Annotated in this window: 18 protein-coding genes; 17 read left to right on the top strand and 1 reads right to left on the bottom strand. The window is 63.0% G+C overall.

Going from position 1 to position 21,065, the window contains the following annotated elements:
- The first annotated feature begins 11 nt into the window (after positions 1 to 11).
- The 5 genes from ACZ5FP_RS26580 to ACZ5FP_RS26560 all read left to right on the top strand — a co-directional run bounded on the left by ACZ5FP_RS26580 (position 12) and on the right by ACZ5FP_RS26560 (position 6,246).
- Complete coding sequence (locus ACZ5FP_RS26580) at positions 12 to 1,109, top strand: LacI family DNA-binding transcriptional regulator (RefSeq protein ID WP_464664961.1); 1,098 nt, start codon at positions 12 to 14, stop codon at positions 1,107 to 1,109.
- A 152-nt stretch (positions 1,110 to 1,261) separates the two neighbouring features.
- The gene (locus ACZ5FP_RS26575) at positions 1,262 to 2,209 is read left to right on the top strand and encodes an ABC transporter substrate-binding protein (RefSeq protein WP_464664959.1); all 948 of its coding nucleotides are present in this window, start codon (positions 1,262 to 1,264) and stop codon (positions 2,207 to 2,209) included.
- Positions 2,210 to 2,286: 77 nt separating this feature from the next.
- Entirely contained in the window at positions 2,287 to 3,804 is a 1,518-nt protein-coding gene (locus ACZ5FP_RS26570) for a sugar ABC transporter ATP-binding protein (protein ID WP_464664957.1), read from the top strand.
- Positions 3,801 to 4,826 (top strand): ABC transporter permease subunit, encoded by a 1,026-nt coding sequence (locus ACZ5FP_RS26565; RefSeq protein ID WP_464664955.1) that lies wholly within the window; start codon positions 3,801 to 3,803, stop codon positions 4,824 to 4,826. Before ACZ5FP_RS26570 ends, ACZ5FP_RS26565 begins: the two co-directional genes overlap by 4 nt.
- Before the next feature lie 64 nt (positions 4,827 to 4,890).
- Positions 4,891 to 6,246 (top strand): hypothetical protein, encoded by a 1,356-nt coding sequence (locus ACZ5FP_RS26560; protein WP_464664953.1) that lies wholly within the window; start codon positions 4,891 to 4,893, stop codon positions 6,244 to 6,246.
- Positions 6,247 to 6,652: 406 nt separating this feature from the next.
- Here ACZ5FP_RS26560 and ACZ5FP_RS26555 read toward each other — a convergent pair whose 3' ends face one another.
- Positions 6,653 to 7,330 (bottom strand): GntR family transcriptional regulator, encoded by a 678-nt coding sequence (locus tag ACZ5FP_RS26555; protein ID WP_464664952.1) that lies wholly within the window; start codon positions 7,328 to 7,330, stop codon positions 6,653 to 6,655.
- 123 nt (positions 7,331 to 7,453) lie between these two features.
- Between ACZ5FP_RS26555 and pxpA the strand changes: the two genes are divergently transcribed.
- The 12 genes from pxpA (at position 7,454) to gabT (ending at position 20,935) form a co-directional block, all read left to right on the top strand.
- Positions 7,454 to 8,176, top strand: coding sequence for a 5-oxoprolinase subunit PxpA (pxpA, locus tag ACZ5FP_RS26550; RefSeq protein WP_464664950.1), 723 nt, complete (start codon positions 7,454 to 7,456; stop codon positions 8,174 to 8,176).
- A gap of 58 nt (positions 8,177 to 8,234) precedes the next feature.
- Complete coding sequence (torT, locus tag ACZ5FP_RS26545; RefSeq protein ID WP_464664949.1) at positions 8,235 to 9,311, top strand: TMAO reductase system periplasmic protein TorT; 1,077 nt, start codon at positions 8,235 to 8,237, stop codon at positions 9,309 to 9,311.
- Positions 9,308 to 10,843, top strand: coding sequence for a sugar ABC transporter ATP-binding protein (locus ACZ5FP_RS26540; protein ID WP_464664948.1), 1,536 nt, complete (start codon positions 9,308 to 9,310; stop codon positions 10,841 to 10,843). The genes torT and ACZ5FP_RS26540 overlap by 4 nt, the downstream gene beginning before the upstream one ends.
- Complete coding sequence (locus ACZ5FP_RS26535) at positions 10,840 to 11,859, top strand: ABC transporter permease (protein WP_464664947.1); 1,020 nt, start codon at positions 10,840 to 10,842, stop codon at positions 11,857 to 11,859. Before ACZ5FP_RS26540 ends, ACZ5FP_RS26535 begins: the two co-directional genes overlap by 4 nt.
- 152 nt (positions 11,860 to 12,011) lie before the next feature.
- Positions 12,012 to 13,397: an aspartate aminotransferase family protein gene (locus ACZ5FP_RS26530; RefSeq protein WP_464664946.1), complete on the top strand. Its 1,386-nt coding sequence runs from the start codon at positions 12,012 to 12,014 to the stop codon at positions 13,395 to 13,397.
- Between the two features lie 87 nt (positions 13,398 to 13,484).
- Positions 13,485 to 14,297 carry a 5-oxoprolinase subunit B family protein gene (locus tag ACZ5FP_RS26525; protein ID WP_464664944.1) on the top strand — a complete coding sequence of 271 codons (813 nt, stop codon included), beginning with the start codon at positions 13,485 to 13,487 and terminating at the stop codon, positions 14,295 to 14,297.
- A complete protein-coding gene (locus ACZ5FP_RS26520) occupies positions 14,294 to 15,268 on the top strand; it encodes a 5-oxoprolinase subunit C family protein (protein ID WP_464664943.1) in 975 nt (324 codons plus the stop codon). Before ACZ5FP_RS26525 ends, ACZ5FP_RS26520 begins: the two co-directional genes overlap by 4 nt.
- A 21-nt stretch (positions 15,269 to 15,289) precedes the next feature.
- A complete protein-coding gene (locus ACZ5FP_RS26515) occupies positions 15,290 to 15,526 on the top strand; it encodes an acetyl-CoA carboxylase (RefSeq protein ID WP_464664942.1) in 237 nt (78 codons plus the stop codon).
- A 5-nt stretch (positions 15,527 to 15,531) separates the two neighbouring features.
- Positions 15,532 to 16,902 carry an acetyl-CoA carboxylase biotin carboxylase subunit gene (locus tag ACZ5FP_RS26510; RefSeq protein ID WP_464664940.1) on the top strand — a complete coding sequence of 457 codons (1,371 nt, stop codon included), beginning with the start codon at positions 15,532 to 15,534 and terminating at the stop codon, positions 16,900 to 16,902.
- A gap of 161 nt (positions 16,903 to 17,063) precedes the next feature.
- Positions 17,064 to 18,104 (top strand): tartrate dehydrogenase, encoded by a 1,041-nt coding sequence (locus tag ACZ5FP_RS26505; RefSeq protein ID WP_464664939.1) that lies wholly within the window; start codon positions 17,064 to 17,066, stop codon positions 18,102 to 18,104.
- 18 nt (positions 18,105 to 18,122) lie between these two features.
- Entirely contained in the window at positions 18,123 to 19,580 is a 1,458-nt protein-coding gene (locus tag ACZ5FP_RS26500; RefSeq protein WP_464664938.1) for an NAD-dependent succinate-semialdehyde dehydrogenase, read from the top strand.
- Between the two features lie 47 nt (positions 19,581 to 19,627).
- Entirely contained in the window at positions 19,628 to 20,935 is a 1,308-nt protein-coding gene (gene gabT / locus ACZ5FP_RS26495; protein WP_464664937.1) for a 4-aminobutyrate--2-oxoglutarate transaminase, read from the top strand.
- The last annotated feature ends 130 nt before the right edge of the window (positions 20,936 to 21,065 follow it).

Raw genomic sequence — 21,065 nt, 5'->3', positions numbered from 1 at the left:
GGAGGATGATTTTGGCTCGCTCGACAATGCGCGATATCAGCCGCGTCACGGGGTTTTCCGTGTTCACCGTCTCGCGCGCGTTGGATGGCGGAGAAGGGGTTTCCGAACAGAGCCGGGAGCAAATCCTCAAAGTGGCGCGAGACCTTGGTTACGTTGTGAACCGGGCAGCGCAGGAACTGCGGCGGGCAAACCGCGATACGGTCGCGGTGATCACCGCAAGCACGTCCAACTCCTATTATCTCGATCTCATGGGCGGCATCCAGCAGGCACTCGATCCGTCCGAATGGACCGTGATCGTCGGCGACGTGGCGGTGGACGGTTCCTACGATACGCGCCTCGAGGCGCGCATGATCCAGCGTCTCATCGAGTCCAGGACGGCGGGTGTGATTTCCGCGTTGACGCTCCAGCCGGAGCATACCGAGCTTCTGGCGAAATGGGATATTCCGGTGGTCTTCGTCGACTCTTCGCCGCCCCCGGAAGCCGCGCATTTCCCGAGCGTCACGACCAACAACCACGAGGCCAGTCTGATGGTGGGCCAGCATCTGGCCGGCCATGGCTATAAGGACTGGCTGTTTCTCGTCTATCCCTCCAAGTGGTCGTCGCGTTTCGGTCGCGAGAGCGGCCTTTGCGAGGCCGCGCGCCTGGCTGGCGCGAACCTCGTCGTGCTGGAGACTGCCAACGATGCGGCATCGGCGCGCGAAACCCTGGCGCGACATCTCGATACCCGCGCTGCGCTACCCCATGCCCTGATCGCCGGCAACAATCCCTTGCTGCTCGGGGCGATGAGCCTGCTCAGAGAACGGGCGGTCCGCATTCCCGACGACATAGCGGTCGTCGCCTATGACGAATTCGCCTGGTCCGCGCTCACCAACCCGCCGATCACCGTGCTTAATGAGCATAGTGGGGAAATTGGCCGTAGGGCCGCCTTGATGCTGCGCGATATCATCGAGAAGCAGGAAGTCGCGGAGTTAAGGGGAAAATCGCCGAGCCCCGTCTATCTGCCCGAACATCGCCAGCAGGTGTCCGCGCGCTTGATCTTGCGGCGTTCGTGCGGTTGCGTACAGAGCGAATGTGCAGCCGTCACAGACAGTTCCTTCCAGATAGCTTGAGAGGAAAACAATACTCGATATGGGGAATTTCCAGTGCTCGAACCTAAACGATTAGGCTCACCCGGAAAATAGAAATCGCGGTGATCGTCGCGATCGTTTTGTCAGGAGGCCGCCCGTCACATCACGGCAGGCGATCGAAAATGGAGGAAACAATGCAGTTCAAAACCTATTTGCAGCTTGCGGCAACGGCATCTGTTCTGGCGCTCGGCGGCCTGCTAGCATCCCAACCGGCAGCGGCTGCGGACGCAAAGAAAATCGAGAAGATCGGCCTGATGGTGCAGGACATGTCCAACCCGTTCTTCTCCGCCATGACCAAGGGCGCGGAAGATGCCGCCAAGGCGATCGGCGCGACGGTCAACACCCAGGATGCTCAGCTCGACCTTGCCAACCAGAACACCCAGATCGACGCCTTCATTCAGCAGGGCGTGAACCTCATCGTCATCTCGGCTGTGGATGAGGCCGGCATCGAGCCTGCCATCGTGCGCGCCAAGGAAGCCGGCATCATCGTGATCGCGGTGGATACGCCCGCCAAGGGCGCCGATGCCGTGATCATGACCAATGCGGTGCAGGCGGGCGAACGGTCCTGTGACTACCTGTTCAAGCAGATGGGCGGCAAGGGCGAGGTGCTCCTGGTGGACGGCACGCCGATCCAGACGATCATCGACCGCATTGCCGGCTGCAAGACCGTCGCGAAGAACTATCCCGACATCAAGGTCGTCGGCCAGCAGGCCTCGAAGAACGACCGTGCTTCCGGCCTTGCCGTTACCACCGACATGCTGACAGCCAATCCCGACGTTACCGGCATCTTCGGCATGAACGACCCGTCGGCGCTCGGCGCGGTGCTCGCCGTCGAACAGGCCGGCAAGGCGGGGCAGATCAAGGTATCCGGCGTCGACGGCAGCCCGGAAGCGGTAGCGGAGTTGAAGCGCGAAGGCTCGCCTTTCACCGGCACGGCGACGCAGAACCCAGCCGAGATGGTGCGCCAGGCCGTCAAGGTTGCGCAAGCCATGGTGGCCGGCAGTCCGCCCGCGGAAAAGACGATCCTGATCGAGAGCGTGCTCATTGATCGCCAGAACGTCGCCCAGTACTCCGGCTGGTAAGAAGCGAGCGACCGGCCCCCAGGCGGGAAGCGGTCTTCTCCCTCCGCTTCCCGCCACCCATTCGAGGCAAGATAGCCATGTTCCATCCTTTGTTGACACTTGAAGGCATCTCCAAGCGGTTTGGCGCGACGCTCGCGTTGAACGACGTGCGTTTCGATCTCCATGCGGGAGAGGTGCACGCGCTTATGGGCGAGAACGGCGCCGGCAAGTCGACCCTGATGAAGATTCTCGCCGGCAATATCGAGCGCGATTCCGGCCGCATCCGCATCGACGGAGGGGAGGTCGATATCCGCTCGCCGCGCGATGCCGCCCGCCACGGTATTGCGATCATCCACCAGGAACTGAACACGGTGCCCGAAATGACGGTCGCCGAGAACCTCGCGCTCGGCCGCGAGCCAAGGAAGCGGTTCGGCATGCTCGACCGGGCTGCCATGGAAGAACAGGCGCGCGAAAAGCTGGCGCGCATCCATTCTTCCATCGATCCCCGCCGCAAGCTGGGCTCGCTCAGCGTCGGCATGCAGCAGATGGTGGAGATCGCCCGTGCCGTCGGCGAGAATGCGCGCGTGCTGGTTCTCGATGAGCCTACCGCCGCGCTCTCGCGCGCAGAGGCACTGGAACTCTACAAGCTCATCGCGCAGATGCGCGCGGCCGGCGTCGGCATGATCTACATTTCCCATCGCATGGAGGAAGTCTGGCAGCTCGCCGACCGCGTCACCGTGTTTCGCGACGGCACCTATGTCGGCACGGGGTCGCTCTCCGAGATCGGCCCGGCGGACGTGGTGCGCATGATGGTCGGGCGCACCGTCGCCGACCTCTATCATCACGAACCGCGCGAGGCGGGGCGCCCGCTGCTGACAGTCAGGGGCCTGGCCGGCCATGCGGTCGGGCCGGTGGACCTGACGGTGCATGCGGGCGAGGTCGTCTGCATGGCGGGCCTCATTGGCTCCGGCCGCACGGAGGTCGGACGACTGATTTTCGGCGCAGACGCGCGCAGCCAGGGCCATGTCGAGATCGACGGGCGCAAAAGCGATCCGTCCGATCCCACCGAGGCGATTGCCGACGGCGTCGGCATGGTGCCGGAAAACCGCAAGGAACAGAGCCTCTTCCTCGATCATAACGTGGAGGACAATGTCGCTATCAGCTCGCTTGATCGCTTCGTTTCGGCTGGCGTTATCCGCCGGCAGGAACGGCGCTCGGCCGTGCTGGGCGAGATGGAGCGCCTGCGCCTCAGGCTCAATGCCGTCAACCTGCCGGTCAAGGCACTGTCGGGCGGCAACCAGCAGAAGGCGGCGCTGGCGCGCTGGCTGCTGCGCGATTGCGACGTCTTGATCCTCGACGAGCCGACACGCGGCGTCGACATCGGCGCCAAGCGCGAGATCTACGAGCAGATCGACGGCCTTGCCCGCGCGGGCAAGGCGATCCTCGTCATTTCCTCCGACCTGCCGGAGGCGATCGGCATCAGCGATCGCCTGCTCGTCATGCGGCAGGGACACATCGTGGCCGAACTGGAATCGGCAAGAACCTGCGAAGAAGAAGTGATGCTGCATGCCACCGGCACGGCGGCGACCGCAGCCAATACGGGAGCGCAAGCATGAACAGCCAACAGACAGACGTCGTGAACCCGGCAAAGCCGGCCCGCGAACCCTTCGACTTCGCCCGGTGGTGGGACCGGGTCGGCATCCTGATGGTGCTGGTGGCGCTCGTCCTCCTGATGGCCGCCATCGCGCCCAACTTCAACCGTGTCGACAATCTCCTCAACATCGCCCGCGCGATCTCCATCAACGCCATCCTCGCCGCCGGTATGACCGTCGTCATCCTGACGGGCGGGATCGACCTTTCGGTCGGCTCGACCATCGCCGTCTCGGGTGTCGTCGCGGTGATCGCCGCCATTGCCGGTGTGCCCGCGCCGCTCGCGGTGCTGCTCGGCATGGGAGTGGGCGCGCTCTGCGGCCTTGTCAACGGCTGGCTCACCGCTTATCTCGCGCTCGCGCCCTTCATCGTCACGCTTGGAACGATGACCTTCCTGCGCGGCCTTGCCTATACGATCACCCACGGCCAGCCAATCGTCTCCTCCAGTCTCAATTTCCGCGATCTCGGCAACGGCTATGTCGGCCCCATCCCCGTTCCGGTCATCGTCATGATCGCCGTTTACGCCGTGGTCTGGTTCGTGCTGGAACGCACGCGTTACGGCCGCCACGTCTATGCGGTCGGCGGCAATGCGGAGGCCGCCAAGCTCGCAGGCGTGCGGGTCAAGCGTGTCGTCACCTCCGTCTATGTGCTGGCCGGGGTCTGCGCGGGATTGGCCGGTGTGATCTTCTCGGCCCGTGTCATCTCTGCCCAGCCGACGGCCGGCACGGGATACGAGCTCGACGCCATCGCCGCCGTGGTGCTCGGCGGCACCAGCCTTGCCGGCGGGCGCGGGCGCATCGTCGGCACGCTGATCGGCTCGGTCATCCTGGGCGTCTTGAGCACCGGCCTCATCCTGCTCAACGTGCAGTTTTTCACCCAGCTGCTCATCAAGGGCGTGGTCATCATCCTCGCCGTTGCCATCGACAGTCTGAAGCAGCGTCCGCTGTTCATGCGCTCCGGCGGGCCGAAGACACCCGGCAAATCCTGACCCCTCCCATCCTGCCCGCATCGGCGGGCAAGCCCTTGCATCGATAAACTTCGGAGACATGCCCATGGCCCATTCCACCCTGATCACCGACCCGCTCGACGGAGCACGCGACCATGAACCTGTCGTGTTCACCGTCAAAGCGGAACTCAGCGAACCGCTCTGGTGGGCGCGCGACGACACCGGTAACAAGGTGCTGTGCCAACGCCTCGAACGTGGAGCCGTCGCCGGAGAGACGCGGTTCGTCGCCTGCGTCAGCTTCACCGGGTCTTGCCGGCTGACGCTGGAGGCACCGTGCGACACTGCGAGCGAAAAGCCGGCCGGCATCGCGCGGCTGGAGGGCAGGGAAGCTGATTGCTTCGTGCGCCTCGATACCGGCGCCTTCGACCTCGAACTGTGCTCGGGCACCGCCAAGGGCCTTGGCTCGTCGAAATGGGGTATTCGGCATTTCAAGGCGGTTTCGGACGGCGTCGAACTGCTGCCCTCCGGCAACAACGCAATCGGCGGTTTCTACGGCCCGTTCTTTACGCCGGAAAACGGCCTGATCAACCCCCCAGAGCACACCACCGTGCGGATCGAGACGCTGGAAAAGGGGCCGGTCCTGCACCACTACCGTATGCATGGCGTCATCCCGGACGGCCTGCTGGAGGAGTTGAAGGGCAAGCACTTCACCATCGACTGGACGTTCACCTATGGCACGCCCTTCTTCCAGCGCCGCTACGTCGTGGATTCCTTCCAGACCGTCATCAACGGCCGCTCCGTCACCGACAAGATCACGGTCGGCGACGAGTTCGAGGGCGGCAAGGGCGAACTGGTCTTCGACCGTTTTGCAGCTTTCGGCGGCACGCGCTACCGGGCGGGCGATCCTTATGCGGGCGACCTCGTCGACATGGTCGCCGACACCGTGGCAAACTCAGGGAACCAAAGTCGGAAGTTCGAGGAATTCCGATCCCACCTGGAGGATATCGAATCCGCCCACTGGGACCTCTACTGGCGGCTCTTCTGCGCCTGGGAGGGCGTGCTCAGCGAGGCCGAGCTTCGCAAGCGGTTGGCGAAGGTTCGCGCCAGCGCCCATGTGAAGGCCGATCTCGGCGAGCGGCCATGGATCCTCACGGATCAGCCCGTCGACGTCTCCGCCGTCCCCCACGAAACCATCTTCCCGGGACCTGCCGACAAGACGGTCGAGTATCACGAGGCGAGCGGGCGGGCCATGATCTGGTGGACCTCGAAGCCCTCCGGCGCCTTCCAGATCGTCCAGCGCCGTCAGTCCGGCTGGGTCAACTGGGGCAGCAACGGCGAGAACGAGTGCCCGGAACTGCCCGTCGGCGTCAACATCAAGACCGCCTACGGGATATTCGCTAACCGGTGGAAGGAGATTGCTCTCCAGCTCGAAACGCCGCCACGGATCAAAACTGGCTCATAGCATGGGCCTCTTTGCGAAGGCACAATCACGATCTCCACATGATATTCTGACGCCCTAATTATCCGCGAACTATGGTTTCAAAGAGCTTCAAGGCAGCATCCAAATCCCGCTTGCTTGATGACCCGCGGCTGCGCTCAAAGCCGAAGACATGGACGCCTGGCTGTCCCGGCGGATTGAGACTGTCCAGTGAGCCTTGCAAGTGCGCGTCATACGAGAGGACCATGGTGCGGATCTGACCCTTGCACCAGGGTTGGTCCTCAAGTCAGGCACAGAGTCATAACCGTCAGTCTGATCCGAGACGTACTTGACGAACTTGCCCTGCGAGCCCGCATGGTCAAAAGCCGGGCACTGGACTTGATCGTTCAGCCGCAGTGACGAAATACGTTCACGGACTTTGGCCAGAATGTCAGAATGAGTAACCATCCAGGATGTCACGTTGTATCGCTGCGGCGGCTTTTGGGGGATCTTTCGCAACTATCGCATCATAGACTTCACGGTGATGACGAGCCGCGCTTTGAAATAACACATCGTTGGGCACAGACCGGCGGACCGATGGTCCAATATGCATCCACAGTGGCTCCAGGAGGTTGCCGATGAACGACAACCGGCTCATATCGGCGACGAGCATATGGAAGTGATAGTTCGCCTCTAGAAAGAGGTCGATATCGTTCGTCTCGGCCGACCTTACAATATCGTCTACGTGCGAGCGGAGAGCGCCGAGTTCCTCCTGTGTTCTCAGCAACGCTGCGCGTTCGGCCGCGGCGCCTTCGAGAATAGTACGCAGAGTGCAGATGTCCTGAAGTTGCTTGGAGCTGAACTCCGGCACCATCATCGTGCGATTGGGCATCGAGACGACGCAGCCCGTGCTTTCGAGACGCTGGAGTGCGTCGCGGACCGGCATGAGGCTCGTGCCGAGGCTCTTGGCCAAGATCCGCAAAGGCAGCTTCTGCCCCGGCACGAAGCGTCCCATCATGAGATTGCGCTTGAGGCGCGTGTAGATTTGCTCGTGAAGCATCTCTCGGGAAACCGGGGATAAATCAGGTTCTTGCACGGATGCCGTCGATGGTTCTGGGTCAAAGTTCAAGGTTGAGTGGCTCCATTCGGGAGGTAAATTCGTTATAACAGTAAACGGAGCTATTGACAGCAAAATGATTGCGGGTAAAGTTGCCTCATAAAGTGTTATAACACTAGACGGATGAGGGCAACGATGATCACGCTGAACTGCGACATGGGGGAGAGTTATGGCCATTGGCGCTTCGGCGACGACGCGGGGATCATGCCTTTCGTCGACTGTGCCAACATAGCGTGCGGCTTTCACGCTGGAGATCCGTCGACGATACACCGCACCGTTGAACTCGCCGTATGCGAGGGCAAGAAGATCGGCGCGCATCCGTCGTTGCCGGATCGGGAAGGCTTTGGCCGGCGCGAGATGCGTCTTGCGCCAGACGAATTGCGGTCCGCTTTCATCTATCAGATCGGCGCGCTTTCCGGTTTCGCCCGCGCCGCCGGCACGCAATTGAGTCACGTCAAGCCGCACGGCATCATTTACGGCATGGCGGCCCGCGAGATGGCGCTCGCCACTGCACTCGCCGAAGCGGCGAAGGCCTTCGACCTTCCTCTTTTCGGCATGGCGGGAACCATGCACGAGAAAGCGGCGGCAGCTGTCGGCACGGTCTTTATCGGGGAATTCTTCGCCGATCTTTCCTATGGGCCGGTCGGCGAGTTGATCATTCCCCGCACGCATGCGGCTGTCGATGTCGAAAAGGCGGCGATTCGTCTGGAGCGCGCTGTGCGCGAGGGCACGGTCGATGCTGTCGACGGAACGGGTCTCGAAATATCCTTTCAGACCGTCTGCATCCATTCAGACCCGCCGAATGCGCGGGACGTTGCGGCGGCTATGCGCCGCGTACTCGATACCGCGCAGCGGTAAACCATTCGGGCGAAAGATCCGAAACCAAGAAAAAAGAAACCTTTCAGAGGATTGGAACATGAGAAAACTTATTGTGAAGGGCATACTCGCGCTGATGGCGGGGGGAGCCTTTGCGGGTGTCGCCCACAGCACGGAGGCGGTCACCAGCTTTCCGGTACAGCTTGTCGACGGCGACAAGAAGACCGACGCGGACTGGAAGCTCCTCAAGGTGGAGGAAGTGACCAAGCCGTGGAACATCTGCGTGCTGTTTCCGCATCTCAAGGACAGCTATTGGGTTGCCGCCGACTATGGCATCGCGGACGAGATTCACCGCACCGGAACGGCGATGACGCTCTACGAAGCGGGGGGCTACACCAATCTCTCCACGCAGCTCAGCCAGATGGACAATTGCATTGCGCAGAAATTCGACGGCATCATTCTAGGCGCCATCAGCGCCGATGGCGTCGGGCCGCTGGTCAAGAAAGCGACGGACGCCGGCATTCCGGTGATCGACTTCGTCAACGGCGTCAACGAAAAAAGCGTATCCGGCCATGCGCTCGTCAGTTTCTACGACCTCGCTTATCAGACCGGAAAATACATCGTCGAGCAATCCGGCGGCAAATCCACCATCGTCGGTTTCTTCCCTGGTCCGCAGGGAGCGGGATGGTCCGACGATGCGGTGCGCGGCTTCACCGACGCCATCAAGGGCTCGAAAGTCGAGATCGCCGTGACACGGCGTGGCGACACCGGCCTGAACGTTCAGCTCGACATGATCACAAATGCCCTGCAAACCTATGACAACCTCAATTGGCTGGTTGGTGTGGACATCGCCGGTCAGGCCGCGGCGGTCGCGGTGCGCAACGCCAATCTCGGTGGCAAGATCGACGTCGCCGCGTTCGACATCATTCCACCGGTCTATGACGACATCGCGGCTGGAGCGGCCAAGGCGTCGCCGACCGATTTCACCGTTCTTCAGGGCCGTCTCGCCGTTGACATGGTTCTGCGTCTACTGCAAGGCCAGCAACTGCCGGCCAAACGCGTCGGCCCGAAGCCGGAGATGGTGACGGCGGAAACCATCAAGTCGTTCAACAAGACCGATATGTTCGCTCCGGCGGGCTACAAGGTCGAGTTCTCCATCGAAGCGACCAAGAAATGACGGTCGTCGGCGATTTCAAGGAGCGCGAGGTTTTCGCCTCGCTCTCCGGGGTTTCGAAGTTCTATGGAAGCTACGCCGCACTGCAAGACGTCAGCATCACGCTGAGATCGGGCGAGGTGCATATGCTTCTGGGAGAAAATGGAGCAGGCAAATCGACGCTCGTTTCCCTCCTGACGGGAACGAACCGGCTCAACAAGGGCGAGCGCGTGCTGTGCGGGCGTGCTTGTCCGAACCTGACGCCCCTGGAGGCGCGCGAAAGCGGCGTCAACACCGTCCTTCAGGACTTCGGCTTGGCGCCTTCGCTGACGGCAGCCGAAAACTATGCGCTCGGACGCGAGAAGACCCGGAACCGGCTTCTCGACAAAGCCGCCATGCGTGAGGACATGGTGAATTCGATGCGCAAGCTCGGCGTCACCATCGATCCGGACGCGCGCGTCGATACGCTGACCCGCGCCGAGCAGCAGCTTCTGGAGATCGTGCGTGCGCTCGGCGGCAAGGCGGGGGCGTTGATCCTTGACGAACCGACGGCCACGCTCAGCCACGACGAATCCGAGCACCTGTTCGCCACCGTGGATATGCTGAAGAAAGAGGGTTGGGCGATCCTCTACATCAGCCACCGCATGGAGGAGATCAGGCGTCTCGGCGATGTCGTGACCATTCTGCGCGACGGACGCTTCGTCGGGTTTCATCGCCTTGCCGACGTCACCAACGAGCAGATGATCGCCGAGATGGTCGGGCGCGAAATGGCGAACTTCTATCCAGACATTCCCCGCAATCCGGGTGCGGTGGCGCTGGAGGTCAAAAGCCTGTCGTCGGGCCGCAAGGTTGACAACGTGTCCTTTACGCTCCGCACGGGCGAAATCGTTGGGCTTGGCGGGCTGGTGGGCTGTGGTAAGGCGGAGGTCGCGCGCGCGATCTTCGGCCTGCAGGAGATCGATGCGGGCGAGATCGTGCTTGCGGGTGAAACCGTCCCGTCGCCGACGCCAGCCATCATGCTCGACCGAGGACTGATCTATCTGCCGCAGGACCGGCGAGGAGAGGCGCTCGCGCTCAATCGCTCCATCGCCGAAAACATGGTCATCGAGGTGCTCGGACAGGTCGGCTCGGTGCGGGCCGGTTTTGTGCGGACCTCGGTGCTGGGCGATCTCGTGAGGGATCTACTCGTTCGCCTAAAAGTCCAACCGGCGGAGCCTGACAAGCCGGTGCAGGAGCTTTCCGGCGGCAACCAGCAGAAGGTTGTTCTGGGCCGGGCGCTGAGCCGCGAGCGCAAAGTCTATATTTTCGACGAGCCCACCGCCGGCGTCGATGTCGGCGCCCGTCTCGATTTCTACAATCAGCTTCAACGGCTATGCGCGGATGGCGCGGCGATCCTGCTTATAAGTTCCGACCTCCAGGAGCTCGTCCACCTCTCTCACCGGGTCTACGTCATGCATGAGGGTTTGTGCACGGCGGAACTGGAAGGAGACGACATCAATGAGAATGTGGTGATCGCCTACGCCTTTGGTGAGACGCCGAAAGAGGATATTCAATGACACAGAACCGATCTCTCGCCGGCGCCGCTCCTTCGGTGGGCGCCAACGCCGTTTCCAAACTGCTGACGTTCGGCGCGCTCCCCGTCGTCCTCGTCATCTGCATCGTGGTGTTCCAGATCGGAAATCCGCGCTTCCTGAGTTCGGCCAACATGCTGAACATGCTGCAGCAGGGCGTCTTCCTGATGCTGATCGCCTTCGGGCAGATGCTGGTCCTGCTCGCCGGCGGCTTCGATCTCTCCGTCGGCGCGGTCGTGGCGCTGACCTCCGTCATCTCGGCGCAGGTCATGGTCGCCGTGTCGCTCGCGTATCCGGAGGCGCCCGGCCTTGCCATCGCGGCTGGCTTCCTCTCGGTTATTGTCGTCGGCGTGGCGTGCGGGTTGGTCAACGGGCTCGGCGTCGCGGTGCTGAAGGTCAACGCCTTCATCGTGACGCTGGCGACGGCCTCGATCTTCCGTGGCGTGACGCTCGTGATCTCCCAAGGGCTTCAAGTCAGCGGCCTGCCGCGCGATTTCGTCTACGGTATCGGGTCCGGTTTCTTCCTCGGTCTGCCGATTTCCGTCTACTTCGCTATTCCGGCGCTGGTCGCGGTCTTCCTGTTGGTGCGCCACATGCGCTTCGGCCGCTACATCTACGCGATCGGCTCGAACATCCGCTCGGCGGTCGTGGCAGGGGTCAATATCAACCGCTACCTGATCGCTTGCTATATTCTGTGCGCCACCATCACGGCCTTTTCCGGCTGGTTGCTGACGGCGCGCGTCTCCTCGGGCGAACCCATGCTCGGCGGCGAATTCCCACTCAACTCGATTGCTGCTGCCGTCATTGGCGGATGTTCGCTGCGAGGCGGCGAGGGGACCCCATTTGGCGTGTTCATGGGCGTGGTCTTCATCACAGTGCTGGCCAACGGCATGGACCTCCTGCGTATCGGTTCGAACTATCAGATGATCGTTCTCGGCATCGTTCTCGTCGGCGCCGTGGTGCTGGATCGCTACCGGCTCGCCAACGCGGCGAAGCGCTGAGGACACGCAAACCTGCCGGAGGCGTGCATCCCGTGCCTCCGCCACCCGACCGGCGTCCGTGCGGACGCTATGACGAAACAGCATCAATGCGGGCGCGACTGCGTCCGCCGGGGTCCGTGTGTTTAACGGAACACCCCGGAGAGGAACCCACTATGGCGAACCAGCTTTCGAATTCCCTGGCGCATGCGGATATATCGACGACCCTGCATCCTTACACCGATGCGCGCGCTCATGAGCGCCAGGGACCGATTATCGTCGATCGCGGCAAGGGCATCTACATTTACGACGACGCGGGCAAGGAATACATTGAGGGTCTGGCCGGCCTCTGGTCGGTGGCGATAGGCTTCGATGAGCCGCGCCTCGTGAAGGTGGCGGCCGAGCAGATGGCCAAGCTGCCCTACTACCACACCTTCAGCCATAAGGCGCACGAACCCTCGATCCGCCTGGCGGAGAAGATCGTCGAGATGACGCCGGAGCCGCTCACCCGCGTCTTCTTCACCAACTCCGGCTCCGAGGCCAACGACACCGTCGTCAAGATGGTCTGGTACATGAACAATGCGTTGGGGCGGCCGAAGAAGAAAAAGTTCCTCGCCCGCAACCGTGCCTATCACGGCATCACCGTCGCCTCAGGCAGCCTGACAGGGCTGCCGAACAACCATTCGGACTTCGATCTTCCGGCAATCCCCGTCCGCCATCTGACCTGCCCGCATCACTATCGCTTTGGTCTTCCGGGCGAGACGGAGGCACAGTTCGCCGAACGCCTGGTCGCAGAGGCGGAAACGGTGATCCTCGAGGAAGACCCGGAAACCATCGCTGCCTTCATCGGAGAGCCGCTGATGGCGGCAGGTGGTGTGATGCCGCCACCGGCCGGTTACTGGCAGGGGATCGAGGCGCTGTGCCGCAAATACGATATCCTGCTTGTCACTGACGAAGTCATCTGCGGCTTCGGCCGCCTCGGCACGACCTTCGGCTGTGAGCATTATGGCTTTACGCCTGATATCATGGTCGTGTCCAAGCAACTCACCTCCTCTTATATGCCGCTTGCAGCGGTGGTCTTCACCGAGGCGGTCTATGACGCCATTGCGGACAATACGGCGAAGATCGGCACGTTTGGGCACGGTTTCACGGCGTCGGGCCACCCTGTGGCGACCGCCGTCGGATTGGAAAACCTGAAAATCATTGAGGAACGGGACCTCGTCGGCAATGCCGACCGCATGGGCCGCGTGTTCCAGAAGCGGCTTTCGACGCTCGCCGGCCATTCGCTTGTCGGAGAGGTGCGCGGGGCCGGTCTCATCGCCGGCCTCGAACTGGTGGCGGACAAGGCCACGCGCCGTCCGTTCTCGATGGCCGGTCGCGCCGGCGCGCGGGTTTTTGCGGCGGCGCACGAGCACGGCCTGGTGGTGCGCGCCATCGGCGACGTCGTTGCGCTCTGCCCGCCGCTCATCATCGACGAGACCCAGGTGCACGAACTGGTCGACCGTTTGCAGAAGGCGCTGGACGACACAGCCCGCTGGTGCCTTGCCGAAAGCCTGAATTAACGCCGCGAGGAGAATAACGTGATCTACGAACAGCCGAGATTTATGCCCGCGGGCGACAGATACCTGCTCATCGAGTTCGGTAACGAGATGAACCTCGACCTCAACTTCATGGCGCAGGGGCTGGCCTCGGCTGCGGCGGCCGAAAACATCCGTGGCGTCATCGAAACTGCTCCGTGCTTCGCCTCGCTGCTGGTCCATTACGAGCCGACGCTCATCGGCTATGACGACGTCGTGCGGGAATTCGCCCGGCTCGCCGCCTCGCTCGGTTCATCCGAGGATATCGAGCTGAAAAGCCGGCTCTTCTACCTGCCAGCACTCTATCTCGATCCGTGGACGAAGGCCTGTGTCGAGGATTACTGCGCGAAGATCACCAAAAAGGTGCCCGATCCCGAGCTGCTGGTACAGGAGAACGGACTGGAGGACGTCAATCATCTGGTGCGCCTCCATTCCTCGTCCGAATATTGGGTGGCCTCGCTTGGCTTCTGGCCGGGCCTGCCCTTCCTCATGCCGCTCGATCCGCGCGCGCGCCTGACCGCGCCGAAATACAATCCTCCCCGGACAAACACGCCCCAGGGGGCGATCGGTCTCGGCGGGGCCGCAAACTCGATCTATCCCGTCGCAACGCCGGGGGGCTACCAGATTTTCGCCCGCACGCCGGTGCCCATATGGGATTCCACAGGAAGGCGTCCGGCCTTCGGGGGTGGCCTCTGCCTGTTCCGGCCGGGCGACCGTATCCGGTTCGTGCCTGTGACGCGGGAGGAATACGACGCCACCGAGGCGCAGGTGAACGAGGAGCGTTACGATTACACCATCGTCGAATACCAGAAATTCGTGGTGCGCAGCTATAACGGCTGGATTGCGAAGGTCGGTGGCGGCGCAAAGACGGGAGCAACGGCATGATCAAGGTTCTCAAAGCCGGTCTCGAGACCTCGATTCAGGATTATCCTGGCCGCATCGGCTACTGGAACCAGGGTTTTCCGCCATCCGGCCCGATGGATAGCTGGTCCTTCCGGATGGCCAACGTGCTGGTCGGCAATGCGCCTGGGGCAGCAGGGCTGGAGTGCCAACTTCTCGGCCCGACGCTGGAGTTCGGAGCGGACATGGTGATCGCCGTAACGGGTGCGGACATGCGGCCCACGCTGGACGGCGAAGCGTTCCCGATGTGGCGCTCGATTGCCGTGAAGGCTGGCCAGACGCTGGCACTGGGCGCAGCGCGGACCGGCGCGCGTACCTACATCGCGGTCGCCGGTGGTTTCGACAATCCACCAATGCTCGGCTCTCGCTCCACCTTCAACAAGGCGGGCGTCGGCGGCATCGACGGCCATTCCGTGAAGCCGGGGCAGGAACTACCTGTCGTTGTGGCCGAAGGTACGCCAGGCCTTCTCGTGCCTGAAGCGCATCGTCCGGACATCCGTACGGACCGCAACTGGACCGTCGAGGTCTGTGCCGGCCCCAACGACGACTGGATCGACGCGGCGGGCCAGGAGCGCTTCCTGACCTCCGCCTGGACGCTTTCGGCAAAGTCCGATCGGACCGGCTTCCGCCTGGAGGGTCCGGAATGGACCTTTGCGGAAAGGGCCTACAACAAGCCGAAAGAGCACGGATCGCTGCCGTCCAACATCATCGACCATGGCTATCCCATGGGTGCGATCAACCTTGCGGGACAGACGCCGATCATCCTGGTCAATGACGGCCCGTCGATGGGCGGGTTCATCAACCCCTACACGGTACCGTCCGCCTCCTTCTGGAAACTGGGGCAGGCCAAACCGGGCGAGCAATTCCACTTCCGGCTCGTCAGCGTGCCGGAAGCCCAACGCATGGCCACGCAGATCGCCGCACGCTGCGTGCCCGCAAATCTCGTAAAAGCTTGAACGACAAGAGGGAACACAAACATGGTCAAGCAGCTTCTCGCGCCCCTTCCGGGCATCTTCTATCGCCGCCCCTCGCCGGACGAAGCGCTGTTCAAAGAGGATGGTGATGCCGTTGCGGCCGGCGAAACCGTCGCGCTCGTCGAGGCGATGAAATCCTTCTTCCCGATCGAGGCGGAGACGGCGGGGACGAGCCTGCGCTTCCTCGTCGAGGACGGCGCGGCCATCGACGCCGACCAGGCCGTGGCCGAGATGGAGTAGGAGATATGACCATCCGATCTCTCTTCATCGCCAACCGCGGCGAAATCGCGGTGCGAATCATCCGCGCCGCCAAGGCGCTGGGCATCCGGACGATCCAAGCGGCCAGTGAGGCCGATGTGGATTCGCTGGCTTGCCGCCTCGCCGACCAGGTCGTCGTCATCGGTCCGGCTCCAGCCACCAAATCCTATCTCGACGTGGACGCCGTTCTTGCGGCGATCCGCGAGAGTGGGGCTGATGCCGTGCATCCAGGTTACGGTTTCCTCTCCGAGAATCCGCGTTTCGTCGCTGCCGTCGAGGCGGCGGGCATCACCTTCGTCGGTCCCGACGCCTCGACCATTGCAAAGATGGGCGACAAGGCCATGGCGCGGACCGAAGCCGTGGCGGCCGGTGTGCCGGTCGTGCCGGGCAGCCAAGGGCGCATTGGCGATCTCGACGACGCGCGCCGGCAGGCCACCCGTATCGGCTATCCGGTGATGATCAAGGCCAGCGCCGGCGGCGGCGGGCGGGGCATCCGCATCGTCGAGGACGAGGCGTCGCTGGAAAAGCTGGTGCCTCAAGCCATGGCGGAGGCGCGCGCTTCCTTTGGCGACGACGGCCTCTATATGGAACGCTACATACAGCGCGCGCGCCATGTGGAAGTGCAGGTGCTGGGCGATGGCACGGATGTTGTCCACCTCTTCGAGCGCGAATGCTCGCTGCAGCGCAAACGCCAGAAGGTGTGGGAGGAAGCGCCGGCGGCGATGCTGCCGCGAGCGGTGCGCGATGCGCTTTGTGCTTCCGCCGTCGCACTGGCAAAACGCGTGAACTACCGCAATGCCGGCACGCTGGAATATCTCTACGACAGCGACACCCAGGAGTTCTTTTTCATCGAGATGAACACCCGCATCCAGGTGGAGCATCCCGTTACCGAGGCGATCACCGGCATCGATCTGGTGCAGGCGCAACTTCGCATCGCCGGGGGCGAACGCCTCTGGTTCGGACAGGACGACGTCGTCCAGCGCGGGCACGCCATTGAGGTGCGCATCAATGCCGAAAACCCGGCAAAGATGTTCATGCCCTCGCCGGGCCTCGTCGCCGCCTATGCGCCGCCGCAGGGGGTGAATGTGCGTTTCGATACCTTACTCTTCGAGGGCTATCACGTCGCGCCTTACTACGATTCCCTTGTCGGCAAGCTGATCGTCTGGGCCGAAGATCGCGCGGCTGCCATCGCCGCCTTGCAAGCGGCGCTGGGCGACTTGAAGGTCGATGGCATCAGCACGACCGCGCCGCTGCACCAGGCGCTCGCCAGGGATAGCGACGTGGGCGAGGGGGCCTTTCACACGGCATGGCTGGAGGATTGGGTTGCCTCCGGCAAATGGCAGGGCGCCAGCCGGTAACCGGCAGGGCCGCCCTGACCGATTGAAAAGAGAGACGTGAAGTGCGCGGGCCCGACCGGCCCGCTTCCTTCCCCGTCAAACGACCGAGATCCGACTGATTTCTCCTGGCCTTTCGCCGGCTGGGTAGAATTTTTGTCGCCGGCGTACAGGAGAGACGAAACATGAAGACCTATTCAATCGCCCTCATTCCCGGCGACGGTATCGGGACCAGCGTCACCGAAGCCGCCTGGACGGTGCTGCTAAAAGCGGCCAGCGATAGCTTCCGGCTGTCGGGCACGATATTGCCGTGGTCTTGCGCCTTCCATAAGGAAACCGGCGCGATGATGCCGCCTGACGGTATCGAGACTCTGCGGGGATATGATGCGATCCTTCTGGGAGCCGTCGGCTGGCCAGCGGAGGTTCCGGATTCCGTTTCGCTGCATGGCCTGCTGCTGCCGATACGCAAGGCCTTCGTGCAATACGCCAATATTCGCCCGCACCGCCTGCTGCCAGGTGTCGAGGGTCCGCTGAAGGCCAAAGGCTTCGACATCCTCTGCATTCGCGAGAACACGGAAGGAGAATACTCCGGTGCGGGCGGGCGAGTCCACCAGGGCACCGCGGACGAAGTCGCGGTGGAGACCTCGATCTTCACGCGCACCGGCGTCGAACGCATCCTGCGCTTTGGCTTCGAGCAGGCCCGCGCTCGCCGTGGCAAGCTCGCCTCCGTCACAAAATCCAATGCGCAGAAATATTCGATGGTGTTCTGGGACGAGATCACCCGGCAGCTTGCGGCCGAGTATTCCGACGTGGAGGTCGTGAGCTATCACATCGACGCGATGGCGGCCCGCATGGTGATGGCACCGGAAAGCCTCGACGTCGTCGTCGCCTCGAACCTCTTCGGCGACATCCTGACCGATCTCGGCGCGGCGATCCAGGGTGGCCTCGGCTTTGCCGCCTCCGCCAACATCAATCCCGACCGCAGCGCCCCATCCATGTTCGAGCCCGTCCACGGCTCCGCACCCGACATCGCCCATCTCGGTATCGCCAATCCGATCGCCGCGATCTGGTCCGGCGCCATGATGCTTGACCATCTGGGAGAGTGCGAGGCGGGCGCTCGTGTCATCGCCGCCCTCGAACGGGCGACGGCACAGGGCATCGGCGTCGTTCCCGGCAGGGACAGCACACAGACCATCACCGCCGCAGTTCTTGCGGCACTCGACTGACGAAATGGAGACTTCGACATGACGGATGAAACCTATAACGGCCTTCTGCTACAGAAGGGCCTCGTCGACGGTACCTGGACGGGAGCTGCCTCCGGCAAGACCGTGGACGTGCACAATCCGGCAACCCAGGCCGTGATCGGTTCGGTGCCGGACATGGGGCGGGCGGAAACGCACGCCGCGATCGAGGCCGCCGGCCGGGCCTTCGGTCCCTGGAAACGCAAGAGCCATGCCGAGCGCGCTGGCCTCTTGGAAACCTGGCACCGGCTGATCCTCGAAAATCTGGAAGACCTCGCGCAGATACTCACCCTGGAACAGGGTAAGCCGCTCGACGAGGCGAGGGGCGAGATCCGATACGGCGCTTCCTTCGTAAAATGGTTCGCGGAAGAGGCGCGACGCATCGGCGGGCACACGATCCCCGCACCGACGGCCGATCGCCGCATCCTCGTCCTGAAAGAGGCCGTCGGCGTCTGCGGTGTCATCACGCCCTGGAACTTCCCGAGCGCCCTCGTTACCCGTAAGGTCGCGCCGGCGCTCGCCGCCGGCTGCACGGTGGTCGTAAAACCCTCTGAATTCACTCCGTATTCGGCCATCGCGCTCTGCGCCCTTGCAGAGCGCGCTGGCATTCCCGCCGGCGTCATAAACGTCGTCACCGGCATGCCGGCGGATATTGGCGAGGAACTGATGCGGAACGAGACGGTGCGGAAGATTTCCTTTACCGGCTCGACCCGGGTCGGCTCGCTGCTAATGCGCGGCTCGGCCGACAATGTGAAGCGGCTCTCACTGGAACTCGGCGGCAACGCCCCCTTCATCGTCTTCGATGACGCCGATCTCGATGCCGCGGTCGAGGGAGCGATCGTTTCCAAGTTCCGCAACGGCGGCCAGACCTGCGTCTGCGCCAACCGCATCCTCGTCCAGGCCGGCGTCTACGATGCCTTCGCGCAGAAACTCGCTGCCCGCGTCGACGCCATGACCGTGGGCGACGGTAGGCAGGCCGGCGTCTCCATCGGCCCGATGATCAACGAGGCGGCCGTCGCCAAGATCAACCGTCATCTCAGCGACGCCCTTGCCAAGGGCGCATCGATCCTGACGAAACCACGCACGCTGCCGGCAGGCTCGCAATATGTGGCGCCGGTCGTGCTGGGCGGGGCGACAACAGCCATGGAACTGTCGGGCGAAGAGACTTTCGGCCCTGTCGCCCCGCTCTTCCGCTTCGAGAATGAGGAGGAGGCGGTTGCGATCGCCAATGGCACCCCCTTCGGCCTCTCCGCATATTTCTACACGGAGAGCCTCAAACGCGCCTGGCGTGTCGGCGAGGCGTTGGAATTCGGCATAGTCGGCCTCAACACCGGCGCCATCTCGATGGAGATCGCTCCCTTCGGCGGTGTCAAGCAATCGGGCCTCGGCCGCGAGGGCGGGCGGGAAGGTGTTGAGGAATACCTCGAAGCAAAGACCTTCCACATGGCCGGCCTCGGCTGAGACGATCCCTCATTTCAATTCTCAACATTCGTTCAAGGAGAAGCAGCATGGCTGCAAGCGAAAGAACAACCGAGGAACTACTGGCGGCGCGCACGAACAACATCCCCCGCGGCGTGCTGACGGTCCATCCGATCGTCATCGACCGGGCAGAGGGGGCCTATGTCTGGGACCGGGAAGGTCGCCGCTATCTCGATTTCGTCGGCGGCATTGGCGTGCTCAATATCGGCCACAATCATCCTCGCGTGGTGGCCGCCGTCGCCGAACAACTCAAGCGGGTCACGCACACTGCCTTCCAGGTTGCCGCCTACGAACCCTATATCGCGCTTGCCGAACGCCTGAACGGGCTGGTCGGAAAGGGCGAACGCTACAAGACGGCATTCTTCACTTCCGGCGCGGAGGCGGTGGAAAACGCCATCAAGATCGCCCGCGCCCATACAAACCGCCCCGGTGTGATCGCGTTCCGCGGCGGCTTCCACGGCCGCACTCTGCTCGGCGCGAGCCTGACTGGCTTCGCCCAGCCCTACAAGCAGAATTTTGGCCCCTTCGCCGGGGAAATCTACCACACCGCCTATCCCGATCCCTATCGCGGCATCACCACAGAGGTCGCGCTGCGGGCCTTGGAAGACGTCTTCACGACGCAGGCAGCGCCCGATCGCGTGGCGGCCATCCTCATTGAGCCCGTGCAGGGTGACGGCGGCTTCCTGCCCGCGCCGGCGAACTTCATGCAGGCCTTGCGCGAGATTTCGACACGGCACGGCATCGTACTGGTCACGGACGAGATCCAGACCGGCTTCGGCCGGACCGGTACTCTGTTCGGTTTCGAGAATTCCGACATACAGCCGGACCTCGTTACCGTCGCCAAGAGCCTTGCCGGCGGTTTTCCGCTTTCTGGCGTCGTCGGGCGGGCGGAGATAATGGACGCACCTGCGCCGGGCGGTCTTGGCGGCACCTATGGCGGCAATGCCATTTCCTGCGCCGCCGCGCTCGCGGTTCTCGATGCCTTCGCTGAGGACGACCTGCTCGAACATGGGCGGACGCTCGCCGCGAAACTGCAAGCCGGTCTTGAAGACCTTGCCAGACGGCATGACGCAATCGGCAACGTGCGCGGCCTCGGCTTCATGCAGGCCATCGAGTTCGTCACCGACCGGAGCAGCAAGACGCCGGATCCGGATCGCTCACAGCGGGTGGTGGATGCGGCACGCGAGCGCGGCCTTCTGGTGATCAAATGCGGGGTTCACCGCAACACGGTGCGTTTTCTCGCACCGCTGGTCCTATCCGAAGGGACCCTGGACGACGCGCTTGTCATCCTCGGTGATGCGTTGAACGCAACCGCGGCACCCCGTTCGGCGGGCTGAACAGGCCGGCAGCGGCATGGCGTCGTGGGCCATGCCGCATGCAGGCGATCGTCCCGGCAAAACAAATTTTCCCAGCCCTGCCGGAATCTCCCTATCTTGGCCGTCCTTGCAGCGTCAACCGCTTCAACCC

It is taken from the genome of Phyllobacterium sp. T2-21, assembly GCF_055378485.1.
This window is presented reverse-complemented; position numbering and strand designations above follow the sequence as displayed.